The sequence below is a fragment of the Polymorphospora sp. NPDC051019 genome (assembly GCF_040683055.1).
Classification (GTDB): domain Bacteria; phylum Actinomycetota; class Actinomycetes; order Mycobacteriales; family Micromonosporaceae; genus Polymorphospora; species Polymorphospora lycopeni.
Window position 1 is genome coordinate 55,000 of sequence record NZ_JBFBCH010000020.1, and the last position, 13,084, is coordinate 68,083.

The following is a 13,084-nucleotide window of genomic DNA, read 5'->3' on the forward strand; positions in this document are numbered from 1 at the left end:
GTACTCGAATTCACCCCTCTGCGCGGCGAACCACTCCCCCGATGGCAACCGAACGGCACGCGCGCAGCCCCGCTAGAGATCTCATAAATCGTCTGCCGTACCGGTCGGCCCGTTCCCGGGCGCGTATTTCCGCGCGGCCGACATCGGTCACCTCAACCCGGTAACGGTCGCGGTCTTCTCGCACGTGGCACCTGACGTCGGCCCACCAGAATCCGTCCCGGCCGTCGAATCCAGTTGACCACACATCGCGTTCGCTTGCGGCCTTCCCCGCCGCCATCACCGCCGCGGCAGCAATTCAGAGCCTTTCCACAAGGGAGATCCATGCCCGAAGAAGGTCCCTTCACGACGAACACCCAGCGCCCATGCCGACTCCTCACCCAGAACCGGGAGATGAGAAGAATCGGGGCATGGAACTGGTCCATACCGGCGTGGGCCGGCCGTCTTCCTGACGGCCGGGCATACAACACCTGCCCATCAGCCGGCATCTGCCGCGAAATCTGCTACGCGCGGCACGGCACCTACACCTGGCCGACGGTGCGCGCCAAACATCACGCCAATCTGATGTTCGTGCTCGACGATCCACCGGGATGGGAAGCAGCCATGGTTGCCGAGCTTGAGAGACGGAGGTTTCAGGACGCGTGGATCAGGATCCACGACTCCGGCGACTTCTTCTCCGACGACTACACCAAGGCCTGGATGCGCATCTGTCGCGCCCGCCCGGGGATCAACTTCTATGCCTACAGCAAGGAGGTGGACAGGTTCCGGCGGCTCGTCGAACCGGACCCGCCGCCGAACCTCCTCTGGGTGTACTCCCTGGGCGGCGCCCAGGACGTCGCGCTGGATCCCGCCACGGACCGTATCGCCGACATCTTCCCCGACGAGAACGCCATCACCGCCGCCGGGTGGTCATCCCAAGAGGCCAGTGATCTCCTCGCCGTTCTCGGTCCTCGACTGGTCGGGATTCCCGCCAACCGCATCCCCGCAGCCCTGCGCAAGCTCGCTGGCCGGCGTGCCAGCAACTGGCAGGCCGAGATCGACGCCGAACGCGTCGCCCGGCGGCCGGAGTCGCATGTCAACGGGACATGACCCAACAGGGGATGTCCGTTGGCCAACAGCCCCGTCCTCGTTGACCAACAGCATCCGCCGATGGCCGCGACCGCAAGGGTTGCTCGTCGGCCAACAGCCCTGGTCAAGCCGACTCTTTGCGATCCCGCACCATGATCGTCTCCTGTTGGGTGGGCGGGCTACGGTGGGGACTCATTTCATGAACCCCTCACCTCGCACCACCTCGGGCATCGGCCCGTCCCGGCAGGAGCCGCACCCGCCCACCCGCCACCGGCCGGTCGGCAGCGACACCTTCTTCCGCGACGCCCCGCCCACCCCGCACCACCGTTCTCGTACCTGACCGCACCGCCGAGAACATTCCGGCCCCTGCGGTTCGCCTGGATTCCCATTCCGGCGACACCTGTACCACCTCACCAATCTCATTGATCAGAATGGAGGTATCTGCATGTCCTCACCGTTGACCATCGTGGTCGCCCTCGACCCTGACACCGCAACCGCGACGCTTGCCGATTCGGCCGCTTCCCGCGTCCGCAGCCAGGACCTTTCGCCGGCTGGTGCGGTTGGCCACTTCTCGGCGCGTCGCCGTCTCACCCGCAAGCTGCTGCGCCGTGTTCGCGGGCGCGCCGCCGGCGGCCCGATCCGTCTCCTCGACTTCCAATCCATGCGTACGCACGCCGACAACTACGCCGCATGGCAGTGGCAACAATGGCGTGCTGTCGTTTCCGGCACCCGCGACGCCCAACCCTGGTGGGTGTTCGTCGACCGGCACCGCGCCGACCCGGACACTTGGCCGGTCAGCCGGGCCCAACAGGCGTACCTGGCGCAGCCCCGCGTGCTGGCGATGACCGCCTATAACGCCGCGTACCGGCAGCACCCCATTCCCAGAGCCCGACTGGAGTCCCTGCAATCGGGATTCAACGCGTACCGCACCCTCGCCGCGCTCGCCGCGGTTCCCGGCGACGCTGTCGCCACCGCTGACGGCGACTTGCTCACTACGAGCAGCGGACGGCTGTTCGACCAGCTGCGTTATCTGCACGCCGCGAACGACTACATCGACCGTCTGCACCGGGACACCCCACTCGTGGCCATCACTGCTCAGTCCGGCAGCGAATAGCGACGATTGCGAGCGGGTAGCTCGGGCTTTGCCAGCCGAGTTACCCGCTTCCACCCACGCCGAAGATCCACACCGGTCGGCGCCGTTCCTGTCGAAGTCGACCGTTTATCAGCGGCCACATCACTGGACAGAGTCCGGCGATGTGTGCGCGTCCCTCCCACGGCCCCACTGACGCCGGGCAGGCATCCTCGCCGGCCCGGCCATTGCCATGCCCACCGGAGGGCGCCGGCCAGACGGTGCCGAGAAGGGAGGCACCAGCGCCGGGTCGCGCCATAGGTCACGAGCGCCCCGACATCAAACCGATCCAGCTCATGGGTCGGCTCGCCAGCCCATTTCTTCTGGTCCGGATCACAACCGGACCGGTCCTACCTGATTGGAGGCGACATGAGGCGGAGCACCATTTCCGAAGCCCTCACGGAAATCCGGCAGTTCGACAGTTTCAACGCCGGCACCCTGGTCGGCATCGCCCTCGCCGAGCGGTACGGCGGCGCACCGCCGCTGCGACTCGACGGGCTGCCCGCAACCCAGGCCGCTGCCCTGCGGGCTTCGCTTGACGCCCGTGCCGCAGGTGTTGTCGGCATCGACACTCCGGCCTATCTCGTCTACTCGGGTGGCCTGCTCGTGGCGTGGTGCACTGTTCGCGCCGCTGTCGCCACGCCGGACCTCGTGCTCAGCGGTACCCAGGCCCGCCATCAACGCCTCGCCGTGCAAGCGCTGTCCGACCTGGCCCGTCAGACGCTGCTCAGGCTCGCCGACGCCCGACCGGACACCGACCCTGCCGGCATGGAGTCCGTCATGTACCACGAAGCGGCGGTGCGCGTTGCCGTGGCCGACGACCTGACGACCACCGCAGCGACGATTCTCGACCCTGACCCGGCCGTGGCGGAAGCGGCGATCCGCAGCCTCCTACCGACCCGCGCCACGGAACCGCCGCAACCGCTGGTTGTGCTCGACGCGACCGGCTTCGGACGGTACGGGCGATGCGCCCACCGGCTTTCCGTGCCGGTGCTCTGCGCGATACGCCGTATCGCTGACGCCCATCGGCTCCCGCCGGCGGTCGTTGGCGACTGGCTCGACGCCAACGCGGGCACTGACAAGGACCTGCCTGTCGACGATCTCCCGGCCATCTTCGACGCCGCCCTTGTCGGCACGTTCAGTAGCCAGCGCGCCTACACCGAACGGCACATGGCTGAACAGGGCTGGACCGATGCGATCGAACGCGCCGGTATCCCCGACCAGTACATCCACCTCGGTGCCGTTGAACGGGACCTGTTCGATCACGAGGTGCAGGCCATCTCCACCACCTCGACGACCGGCCGTGTCGTGGCCGTCTTCCGCCGCATCCCGCCGGCGGACATGAGCAAGGGGTAACTCCCGCGCCTCGGCCTAAGCACCGGCGTCGCCCGGCTACGTCACGAACCCCTTTTCCCCGCTCTGGCGCCGTCGCGCCCACATGCCCTGACGGACCGCAGAGGCACCGGGATGCAAAGGGCCTGATCACCAAGGGAGCAACACGATGCCCTCGCACACGACCACACACCGCAACACGCGGGTGCGGCTACCCGGCCTGCCCGACAGTTACCCCGCGCAGGTCGACCACCAGCACGAACCACCAGTGGTCCGGCTGGCGTGGACCACGCTGGTCCGGCTCGCTGACGACCTGATCCGGCACTGGCCCCACCGGGCCGCCGCCGGCGGCCTGGCGCCGCTGATCAACCTGCATCACGGCGGGGCCCACCTCATCGGGCGCTTCGGTGACCGCGACAGCCCGGTCTACCCGCTGCTTCCGGACGTCGACGGCCTCTACCCCCTCGATGATCCGAGCCTGCCGTGGATCGTCGCCCCATCCGCGCCGGCACCCCTTGACTAGCTCGCAGGAGCCTTACAAATGCTCATCACACTCGGCTTCACACAGTCCGATCCCGACGCGGGCTACAGCAGCTTCAGCGACGGGTACCGGGTCGGCGTACCCCAACTCTCGGTCACTGTCGCCCTTGAGGGCGACGGTTCCCAGTTCACCGGCGAGCAGTGGGCCGAGGCGGCGTTCGTCGCCTCGAACCATGCCGAAGCGGCGCCGGCCGGGCCGGCCAGGGCACTCCAACTGGCCATGGCCGAGCAGGTGTCGACCCGTCTGCGGTCCCTGTCAGTGGGCGACACCGTCACTGTGCACGGTCAGATGTGGGCGTGCACCGGCATCGGGTGGCGGCGCGTGGACGCCGACCGCGACGCCACCACCTAACGCCACGCCTACCTGGTAACACGCCGCCGCGCGTCGGCCGTACCGCCACGCCGGTCGGTCACCAGGCACAGCCTGCATCAACTCCGGAACCCCTGGCAGCCCGCCATCGGCTAGGCTGCCTGCTTGTGGGCCCGGGGGCGGGCCTCGCCTTGGACAGCGGCCCGTCCCCGGTGCTCCTGAAGAGGAGGAGCACTTCATGTTCACCCCTGACCCACCCGACCGCCAACCCCGTGGAGTCCACGCCGTGGTCGTCGCGGGCATCGTCACCGCCATCGTCGTTGGCCTGCTCTACGCGCTGGTCCTGGCCGGGCACGGCGCCCGCCCGGCCTCCGTCGCGTTCGTCGCTGTGCTGGTGTGGGCTCTGCTGGCCACCGGCGCTGCGGTGCTGCTGGCCCTGCGGCGCCGACGCCTCGTCGCGACCCACGAACGAATGCGGACCGAACTCGCCGCGGCCTACAGCCGGGAGCACGACCTCCGGCAGGATCTTGCGGCGGCGCTGACCGATCCGGTGACCGGCCTACCTGTCCGCGCGGTGGCGGAGAAATCCGTCATCGCAGCTACGTCTCAGAGACAGCCTTGGGCGATCGCCTTGGCGGACGCCGACGGTCTGAAGACGGTCAATGACGACGGCGGGCACCCGGCCGGTGACCTGTACCTCGCCGCGATCGCGGACCGGCTCACTGCTGCGGCCAGGGCGGTCGCCGCCGATGCGCTGGTCGCCCGGGCCGGCGGCGACGAGTTCGTGATCCTGGCCCCCCGCACCGACTCCACGGTCCTGGCCGACGCGATCCGGGCCGCCTTCGCCGCACCGAGTATTGGTCACCGAGGGGCGTCGCCGCGGGTCAGCGTCGGCGTTGCCGCCAGCGACGGCAGCAACCTCCGGTATGCCCTCGCGCAGGCCGACGCCGCCATGTATACGGCGAAGCAGACCGGCAACCAGATCCTGGTCTACGAGCCGGGCCGTGACGGCGTTCCTCGGGCCGACGGCACTCGCACGCCGGTACGCCGCCGTGACCTCGAGCCCGGCCGAGACATCGTGCTGCCCACGAACGGAGCCGGCCCGCTGGTTCGGATCGTCTGCTCGCCAGACGACGCGGCGACGATCGTCAACGCCTTGTGGGTCGCTCACGGACGGTGGGCCGCCGCCGAACCCGCACCCGCGGCGACCCGCGAGCCGCAGGTGCCCGACCAGACGATCGACGCCACCCCCACTGCGGAGGGGTTCGACCGCATCAGGGCGCTGGCGGAGACGGAGAGGGCCAAGTACGCCGACCTCGCTGCCCGGGTCAGCGCGACGCTCGACATGGCGAGGAGGCAGCCGTGACCCGTCCACACCCGGTTGCCGCTGCGATGGTTGTCGGGCTCTGCCGCGTCGTCGACCTGGGGCAGGACGATGTCATCCGGCTGCCTGCCAGGGTCTTCCTTCCCGTTGAGGTCGCCGGCGTGCGTGACGGCGAGTCGGCCCGCTGGTCGTGGCAGCACCGGTCCGCCAGCGAGGTGCCCGGCGTGCACGAGTGGCGCATGGTCTATGACCTCGACAATCTGGACGACGAGGACGCGTCGATGTTGAACCGCCTGCCGAGTTGCTTTCGGCCGCTGCGTGTCGCCGCCGACGAGGTCGACCAGGGTGGCGAGTTCGGGTCGGTGGTCCTCGCCCTGCACGAGTTCGATCTGGTGGAGATCCAAGTGCGGCTGGCGTGGGATCGGAACCGTCGGTGACCAGCCGTTCAGAGCGGCTCAGCGTGCTGGCGGGGCCGACCAGCCGGATGCGTACCTACACCGCCTACGGCTGGTGGGTGTTGGCTGGCGGACGGGCCGGACGCGGACTGCATCCGGAGGACTTGACGCCGGCCCAGCGGCTGGTGTTCGCCGGCGTCCACCACCATGCCGACTGCGTCACCGCCGCCGGCGGCGTCTACTCGGGCTGCCGACCAGATGATGTCGTCGACCTGGCCACCATGTCGGCCGGGGCGGTGAAGTCGGCTCTGCACCGTCTGGTCCGGCTCCGCTGGCTGAACCGTGACCCCGGCGGGATGTTCCAGGTGACCAGCAGCGCTCAGGCATTCGTCGACGCCGGCTGGCTCGACGATCCCGCGCTGGCCGGCGAACCTCTGATCGACGTGCTCACCGATCCGCCGCAGTGACCCTGCCGCGCGCTTCCTGGGATCCGCCGGGATTCGCGGACGGGGCGCAGCCTCACCTCATGCCCACGGGCAGGCTGGGGCTGCGTGGTCCCAGCCTGTCCGCCGCCATGAGGCGGGGATAGGAGGCCATGATGGCCGACAAGAACAGGGAGGAGCACGCCGAGCTCCTCGCGAAGATCAAATCCGACTTCGATGACCGGCTGGCGGGTATGGCTGCCGACCCGCGGCAGTGGATCGAGTTCGTGGAACGCGCGGCAGTGTTCGGGGCCCGGTACAGCCTGGCCAACCAGATCCTGCTCATGGTGCAGGCGCAGGAGCGCGGGATCGAGCCACGCTATTTCCTGTCGTACGGCAATCGGGCGGGCACGTCGGGGTGGCGGCTGTGTGGGCGGCAGGTCCGCGCCGATGAGAAGGCGTTCAAGGTGTGGGCGCCGGTGCGGCGGCGGCCGACGCAGGAGCAGGCCCTGGAGTGGGAGGCGGCCGGACGCACGGTCACCAGGGACGACCGGGGCCGTCCGGCGGTTCAGGTCGTCGGCTTCCGGCTGATCAACGTGTTCGAACTGTCCCAGACCGACGGCGAGCCGTTCGAGCCGCCGACCGTGCAGCGGATTCGCCGGGTGAAGGCCGCCGGTGGACAGGTGCCGCGGTTGTTGACCGGTGACGACCCGACGGGCGCGTACGACGACCTGGTCAAGCTGATCAAGGACGAAGGTTACGCGTTCGAACTGATGCCAGCCGGGAGGGGCTACCTAGGCAGCGCGAACGGCGTCACCGTCACCGGGGTGAACATCCGGGTGGTGCAGGTCCGTGACGACGTCGACCCCGCGCAGCGGGTCAAGACCACGGCGCACGAACTGGCCCACATCCGATGCGGGCACCCCACCGGGGCCCGCATCGGGGAGAACCTGCACCGTGGGCGCAAGGAAACCGAGGCGGAAAGCGTCGCGCATCTGGTGTGCACCGCTCTCGGGTTGGACACCCGGGTCTACTCCGACGCGTACGTGCTCGGTTGGGCCGACGGTGACCTCGGCCTGATCCGGGAGTGCGCGGAGGCCGTGCTGCGGGTGTCCAGGAAGATCCTGCTCGATCTCACCCCGGACCAGGCCAACACCGAGACCGCCACCGAACCCGGACTCGATCTCACGCCGCAGCCCAGGTAACGGGCGCGATTCGCAGCCACGCCGCCGCCAGGTGAACGCCTTCCCGAACGCGGCTGCTCACCCTCGGGCCGACAGCCGCCAAGCTGTTTGCCCACCAGAACCTGCTCACGCCAGCCGCGCCCGCTCCCCCGGCGCCGGGATCTTCACCGGCCGCGCGCGGTGGTCGCCTTCGCCTCGCGGCCCGCCTTCAGCGCCCTCACGGGCCGCCAACCCTCACAGAGAGGAAAACTGTCATGCCTGACCTTCAAGACCAGAGAATCAGCCGCGCCGTGCTGGCCCGTCTGACCAGGCCCGGAGACCCACGCATCCACGCCCTGGTCCAGGAAGTGGGTCCACGAGCCGCTCTCGCCCAACTCCTCGACGACCCACTCGACACCGTCTTCGCTCCCGACGTCGACCCGCCTGCCCGCACGGACGCGCGGCGGGTAGCCGCCCAGGTCGTCGCCGATACCGAGCGCATCGGTGCACGGATCGTGACGCCGGAAGACGGGGAATGGCCGGCCTCGTTGGTCGACCTGGCGTACGGCGGGACCGGTCATACCGCTCTGCCGGCGCCGCTGTGCCTGTGGGTTCGTTCCCAACGGCCGTTGCCCGACATCCTCGACCGGGCGGTCGCCGTGGTCGGTGCCCGGGCCGCGACCTCCTACGGCCAGCACATCGCGGCGGAGATCGGCCACGCCCTCGCCGAACAGGGATGGGGTGTGCTCAGCACCGGTGGGCACGGCATCGACGCCGCCGCGTTGCGCGCCGCCCGGGCAGTCGGGTCGGCGGCGGCCGCGATGCCGGCCTGCGGGCTCGATCGCCCCTCTCCCACCGGCAACCAGAAGCTGTTCGAACGGGTCGATCTCATCAGTGCCTGGCCGCCGGGAAGCATCCCGAAGGTCGCCGACTCGGCCGTCAACCGGGCCTGGGTGGCGGCGCTGACGCGAGGCACGGTGCTCGTCGAGGCCAGCCTGCACAGTCGCGCGGCCGGGATCCTGTCGCACGCACTCGCCGTTGGCCGGCCCGCGATGGCCGTACCCGGCCCGGTCACCTCTGCGCTGTCCGCCGGCTGCCACCGGGCGTTACGCGCGGACAGCCGGGTTCGGCTGGTCCGTGACGCCGCCGACGTCGTTGCGCACCTGACTGCGCTGGCTGGGGTGGAGGCTGCCGTCTGGGCGCCGGCGTGGGTGGTGCTGTCCGGTGTCGGCGGCCCGTACCGGGCGCTCGTCGCCGACCGGCTCGATGCGCAGGGCTGGCCGGTCGCCCGGTTCGACGCCGCCACGGTTGCCCGCATCGCGGCCGACTGTGACGCGCTCGCGGTACGGGTCGGTGAGATCGCCGGGGTCACCCGTCTGCGTCTGACCGGCCGCACCGTCATCCAGATCGACGGGTCCGGGACGCCTACCGAGTCGGTGAGCACTATCGCCGCCGACGTCGACGGGTTGTATCGGCTTGACGGCTGGCGGTGGGAGATCGGTGAGCCACCGCCACCGGGCCGCGGGCGGGATGAGCGTTCACCGGCCCGGTCGGCTTGACCAACTGCAGGCACGCCGCTGGTGGTCCGACGACCCATCATCCGGTGTCGGTGGGTGACGCCGCGGGCGGCTGACGTCCCGGCCGTCCGCTGGCGTGCGCCCGGCGCCGGCCATGCGACCACCCGCGTCGACGGCCTCCTCTTTCGACGGTCGTCGCGCTGTTCGTGACGCCCGGCCACATGCCGGCTGTCGCAGTTATTCATCCGTCCCTTTTCCCGTTTCCTCGTTCATTTGCCTATTCGGCGATCGGAGGTGCGGAAACGGGACGGTTCCGCACCTCCGTGACCATTTTCAGGAGGTGTGACCATGCCACCGACTCAATCGGTAGCAATCCACGAAGACGTCGATCCTCTCGGCTTCTGTCCAGGTGATGCGCGGCCGCAGGTGCTGCGGTGCGCCGGCTGCGGCACCGACACCGCAGGCGGTCCGCCGTGCGCGGGCTGTGTCACCTGCGCCCGGTGTGACACGCCGGCACCGACGGTGGAGACTGTCGAAACGGTCCGCGGATCGACCGTCTGCGAGACGTGCCGCGACGCCTACTACTGGCAGTGCTCGCAGTGCGATGGCTGGAACCGGGACGGGGCCTACTGCGGCAACGACTGCTGTCCCGAGGACTGCGTCTGCGACGACTGCTGTCCCGCGGACTACGACGACGGCGACCGTGGCGGTCTGGTCTTCGACTACGACTACCGGCCCCGGCCGATCTTCCACGGCACCGGCCCACTGTTTCTCGGGCCCGAGATCGAGATCGCCACACCCGGCCACCGCGACTGGAGCTGCGCGGAACTCGCGAACTCCCACCTGGGCAGGCTCGGCTACCTCAAGAACGACAGCTCCATCGACGGCGGCTTCGAGATCGTCACCCACCCGATGTCCTACCGGTGGGCGATGGACAACTTCCCGTGGCGGATGCTCGACGAACTCGCCGCCGCCGGGTGCGAGGCCACCAACCGCACCGGGATCCACGTACACGTCTCCCGGGACGGGTTCACCTCGCCGAGTCACGTGTACCGGTGGATGAAGTTCATCTACCGCAACGAACGGCAGGTCACAACGCTCGCACGACGGACGTCGCGGGAGTGGGCGGCGTTCACCGACGACGACCGCCGGGCCGTGAAGGACTACGCCAAGGGCACCCGTGGGTACGCGCGGTACCGGGCGATCAACACCGGTAACTCGGACACGTTCGAGCTGCGGATCTTCGCCAGTTCCCTGGATCCGCGGCAGGTGCAGGCCGCGCTCGGGTTCGCCGCCGCGTCGGTCGAGTACACCCGAGCCCTGACCGCGCACGACATCGCCCGCGACGGCGGCTGGACGTGGCCGGCATTCGTCGACTGGCTCACGGCCCGGCCGGCCTACGCGCCGCTCACGCAGCAGTTGGAGGCGCTGGCATGTGTCTGCTGACCTTCTTCCCCGCCACGGTGATGCCGGACACGACCGCGCTGCTCAACGGCACCTACCTCAACGACAACGGCCACGGCTTCGCCATCGTCACCGGCGGCCAGATCCTGGTCCATCACGGCATGGACGCCGAAGCGACGGTGGAGGCCTTCACCGTGGCGCGCCACCGGCATCCGGACGGTCCGGCGCTGTTCCACTCCCGGTTCACCACCCACGGCAGCACCAGCCTCGACAACTGCCATCCGTTCGCGGTCGGCGGAGACCACCGCACCGTCCTGGCACACAACGGCGTGCTGCCCCGTGTTGTCCAACCGGGCAAGGGCGATCCCCGCTCGGACACCCGGATCACCGCCGAGACCTTCCTGCCCCGGTTCGGGTCGCTGCACCTACGGCGTGCCCGGTTGCGGTTCGAGCAGTGGATGACTCCTGACAACAAGATGGTGATCCTGACCGTGGATCGCCGGTTCAAGCAGTCCGCCTACATCCTCAACGAGGACTCCGGAGTCTGGGACGGCGGCATCTGGTACTCCAATCAGGGCTACCGTGCGCCCGGCCCGGGTTGGGGCTGGTCGACGTGGGACCACACTGCCGACGAACTCGACCGCTGCCTGGAGTGCCACGCGGCCATCGACCCGGACGACGGCGTATGCCGATCCTGCGGCTGGTGCTTCGACTGTGGCGAAATACCGCAGTACTGCATCTGCTACACCCCGGCTGCCCTGGCCCCGCGACTGACCCGCAACAGCAGGGAACGGCAGACCGGATGACCCCGACCGCAGCGGCAGGCACCTGACCGGATTCCCGGCCCCTGCCCGATTCCCACACCCAGTCGATCTACATGCCCGGAACCACCCGCCGTGGTTCCGGGCACACGTGTTCATGAAAGGAAGACGCCAGATGGCACCCGACGCTGATGCCACCGACGACAGCTACCCGTACCTACGCGCCTACGGCCGCCTGGCCGGCTGGCCACCGGACCACATCACCGCACTGGTACGGCTGGCCCGTACGCAGGACGCGCCCACCGACGCCGTGTTCTACCAGCGCGGCGACGACCGCTGGGTAACCACCAGCGAGATATGGGAGACCGGGCTCCGCCGCGTTCTCGGACTCGAGCCGCTCCCTCCGATCGCGCCCGACGTCGACCTGCTCACCGAGGAGGTCGCCCGCCTCCTGTGGCGGTCGTCGTGGCTCACCGACCGCAACGGGCTGCGGGACGTCGCACGCCTGGACAGCGGTCTGCTCCGGCTGACGTTCGCCACCGGTGCCACCGGCGACGTTCACCTGCGACTGGCCCCGCCCCAGTCCTGACCCCGCTACGCGGCGGGCAGGGCCATCCGTGCTGGCCAGCCCTGCCCGCCGCGCTACCCCACCACGAAAGGAACCAGTGATGACCGCTTCTCAACCCATGCCGCTGAGCATCAGCTCACCGGCCGACGTCCTCGCTCTGGTACCCCACCTGCTCGGATACCAGCCGGGCAACAGCCTCGTCCTGATCGCCACCGTCGGAACGAAAGTCGTCTTGGCCTGCCGCACCGATCTGCCGGTCGTACCGGAAGACCTTCCCCAGCTTCTGCCGTCGGTGCAGGCAGTGGGCAGCACCCACGTCATCATCGTCGGCTACGGACCAGCACCGGCCGTCGACCCGGCCCTTGCCGCCACGCATCAGATCTTCACCGTCGCCGGCCTCGCCGTCCACGACGCACTGCGCGTCGATGACGGCCGGTACTGGTCCCTGCTGTGCACGGACACCGACTGCTGCCCGCCCGACGGCACCCCTTTCGATGCGGAATCAACCCGCTCGCCGTGCACGCCGTCGTCGCTGGATCCAGCCCGTTCGCGGACCGGGCCAGTCTGGAGGCCTCCGTCGCGCCGCTGACCGGCCCAGGTCGTGCGGCGATGACCGGCGCCACGATCCGCGCCCGCCACCGGCTCACCGCCCTGGCCGCAGCCACGGTCAGGGCCGAGGGCCGCACGATGCTGGCCGAGGTCGCAGCCCGATACCAGCAGCGCCAGCAGTGCACCGACGACGAGGTCGCCTGGCTCACCGTCCTGCTGACCATCGTGCCGGTCCGTGACCACGCCTGGTACACCGCCACTCACGAGTCGTGGCACCTGGACCTGTGGCGTGACCTCACCCGACGAGCCGACCCTGACCTGTCCCCCGCCCCCGCCTCGCTGCTCGCGTTCACCGCATGGAGGGCCGGGGACGGCACCCTGGCCAACATCGCCGTCGACCGCGCACTCGCCGCTGACCCGCGCTGCCAGATGGCGCTGCTGGTCGGCGAGGCGCTGCGCGCCGGCATGCCGCCGTCCGCCCTCGCCGGCTGGGGCAACACGCCTACCTCCCGGTGAACCAGTCGAGCACGCGGCCCCAACTCCTCGTCGGCCACCGCGCTGCGCTGACCGCAGCCGCTGCCAGCAACAGCAAGGACACGACGCAC

The 13,084-nt window shown here is 69.6% G+C and carries 14 protein-coding genes and 1 pseudogene; all 15 read left to right on the plus strand.

The features are described from left to right. Positions 1 to 321 precede the first annotated feature (321 nt). The 15 genes and pseudogenes from AB0M79_RS28260 to AB0M79_RS28330 all read left to right on the plus strand — a co-directional run bounded on the left by AB0M79_RS28260 (position 322) and on the right by AB0M79_RS28330 (position 12,995). Positions 322 to 1,086 (plus strand): hypothetical protein, encoded by a 765-nt coding sequence (locus AB0M79_RS28260; RefSeq protein WP_364219141.1) that lies wholly within the window; start codon positions 322 to 324, stop codon positions 1,084 to 1,086. 178 nt (positions 1,087 to 1,264) lie between these two features. After that, positions 1,265 to 1,405: a hypothetical protein gene (locus AB0M79_RS28265; protein WP_364219144.1), complete on the plus strand. Its 141-nt coding sequence runs from the start codon at positions 1,265 to 1,267 to the stop codon at positions 1,403 to 1,405. A 105-nt stretch (positions 1,406 to 1,510) separates the two neighbouring features. Further along, on the plus strand, positions 1,511 to 2,179 hold the full coding sequence (locus AB0M79_RS28270; RefSeq protein ID WP_364219147.1) for a hypothetical protein: 669 nt from the start codon (positions 1,511 to 1,513) through the stop codon (positions 2,177 to 2,179). 384 nt (positions 2,180 to 2,563) lie between these two features. Further along, positions 2,564 to 3,550 (plus strand): hypothetical protein, encoded by a 987-nt coding sequence (locus AB0M79_RS28275; protein WP_364219150.1) that lies wholly within the window; start codon positions 2,564 to 2,566, stop codon positions 3,548 to 3,550. Positions 3,551 to 3,695: 145 nt separating this feature from the next. After that, positions 3,696 to 4,049 (plus strand): hypothetical protein, encoded by a 354-nt coding sequence (locus AB0M79_RS28280; RefSeq protein WP_364219153.1) that lies wholly within the window; start codon positions 3,696 to 3,698, stop codon positions 4,047 to 4,049. Between the two features lie 18 nt (positions 4,050 to 4,067). Then, positions 4,068 to 4,418 carry a hypothetical protein gene (locus tag AB0M79_RS28285; RefSeq protein ID WP_364219156.1) on the plus strand — a complete coding sequence of 117 codons (351 nt, stop codon included), beginning with the start codon at positions 4,068 to 4,070 and terminating at the stop codon, positions 4,416 to 4,418. A gap of 196 nt (positions 4,419 to 4,614) precedes the next feature. Further along, positions 4,615 to 5,742 carry a GGDEF domain-containing protein gene (locus AB0M79_RS28290; protein WP_364219159.1) on the plus strand — a complete coding sequence of 376 codons (1,128 nt, stop codon included), beginning with the start codon at positions 4,615 to 4,617 and terminating at the stop codon, positions 5,740 to 5,742. Then, complete coding sequence (locus AB0M79_RS28295; protein WP_364219162.1) at positions 5,739 to 6,137, plus strand: hypothetical protein; 399 nt, start codon at positions 5,739 to 5,741, stop codon at positions 6,135 to 6,137. The genes AB0M79_RS28290 and AB0M79_RS28295 overlap by 4 nt, the downstream gene beginning before the upstream one ends. Continuing rightward, complete coding sequence (locus AB0M79_RS28300; RefSeq protein ID WP_364219165.1) at positions 6,134 to 6,562, plus strand: hypothetical protein; 429 nt, start codon at positions 6,134 to 6,136, stop codon at positions 6,560 to 6,562. The genes AB0M79_RS28295 and AB0M79_RS28300 overlap by 4 nt, the downstream gene beginning before the upstream one ends. Positions 6,563 to 6,693: 131 nt before the next feature. Beyond that, a complete protein-coding gene (locus AB0M79_RS28305) occupies positions 6,694 to 7,722 on the plus strand; it encodes an ArdC-like ssDNA-binding domain-containing protein (protein ID WP_364219168.1) in 1,029 nt (342 codons plus the stop codon). Between the two features lie 233 nt (positions 7,723 to 7,955). Then, complete coding sequence (locus AB0M79_RS28310; protein WP_364219171.1) at positions 7,956 to 9,239, plus strand: DNA-processing protein DprA; 1,284 nt, start codon at positions 7,956 to 7,958, stop codon at positions 9,237 to 9,239. Positions 9,240 to 9,719: 480 nt separating this feature from the next. Beyond that, the gene (locus AB0M79_RS28315; RefSeq protein WP_364219174.1) at positions 9,720 to 10,643 is read left to right on the plus strand and encodes a hypothetical protein; all 924 of its coding nucleotides are present in this window, start codon (positions 9,720 to 9,722) and stop codon (positions 10,641 to 10,643) included. Continuing rightward, entirely contained in the window at positions 10,631 to 11,407 is a 777-nt protein-coding gene (locus AB0M79_RS28320) for a hypothetical protein (RefSeq protein ID WP_364219177.1), read from the plus strand. The genes AB0M79_RS28315 and AB0M79_RS28320 overlap by 13 nt, the downstream gene beginning before the upstream one ends. A gap of 130 nt (positions 11,408 to 11,537) precedes the next feature. Beyond that, positions 11,538 to 11,951 carry a hypothetical protein gene (locus AB0M79_RS28325; RefSeq protein WP_364219179.1) on the plus strand — a complete coding sequence of 138 codons (414 nt, stop codon included), beginning with the start codon at positions 11,538 to 11,540 and terminating at the stop codon, positions 11,949 to 11,951. A gap of 97 nt (positions 11,952 to 12,048) precedes the next feature. Beyond that, positions 12,049 to 12,995: pseudogene (locus AB0M79_RS28330) on the plus strand (DUF4192 domain-containing protein). Positions 12,996 to 13,084 lie beyond the last annotated feature (89 nt).

Excerpts from the sequence above, each read along its gene's own strand:
- AB0M79_RS28320 (WP_364219177.1), top strand. The coding sequence starts at position 10,631 with ATGTGTCTGCTGACCTTCTTCCCCGCCACGGTGATGCCGGACACGACC.
- AB0M79_RS28310 (WP_364219171.1), top strand. The coding sequence starts at position 7,956 with ATGCCTGACCTTCAAGACCAGAGAATCAGCCGCGCCGTGCTGGCCCGT.
- AB0M79_RS28270 (WP_364219147.1), top strand. The coding sequence starts at position 1,511 with ATGTCCTCACCGTTGACCATCGTGGTCGCCCTCGACCCTGACACCGCA.
- AB0M79_RS28280 (WP_364219153.1), top strand. The coding sequence starts at position 3,696 with ATGCCCTCGCACACGACCACACACCGCAACACGCGGGTGCGGCTACCC.
- AB0M79_RS28290 (WP_364219159.1), top strand. The coding sequence starts at position 4,615 with ATGTTCACCCCTGACCCACCCGACCGCCAACCCCGTGGAGTCCACGCC.
- AB0M79_RS28285 (WP_364219156.1), top strand. The coding sequence starts at position 4,068 with ATGCTCATCACACTCGGCTTCACACAGTCCGATCCCGACGCGGGCTAC.
- AB0M79_RS28325 (WP_364219179.1), top strand. The coding sequence starts at position 11,538 with ATGGCACCCGACGCTGATGCCACCGACGACAGCTACCCGTACCTACGC.
- AB0M79_RS28275 (WP_364219150.1), top strand. The coding sequence starts at position 2,564 with ATGAGGCGGAGCACCATTTCCGAAGCCCTCACGGAAATCCGGCAGTTC.
- AB0M79_RS28305 (WP_364219168.1), top strand. The coding sequence starts at position 6,694 with ATGGCCGACAAGAACAGGGAGGAGCACGCCGAGCTCCTCGCGAAGATC.
- AB0M79_RS28265 (WP_364219144.1), top strand. The coding sequence starts at position 1,265 with ATGAACCCCTCACCTCGCACCACCTCGGGCATCGGCCCGTCCCGGCAG.
- AB0M79_RS28260 (WP_364219141.1), top strand. The coding sequence starts at position 322 with ATGCCCGAAGAAGGTCCCTTCACGACGAACACCCAGCGCCCATGCCGA.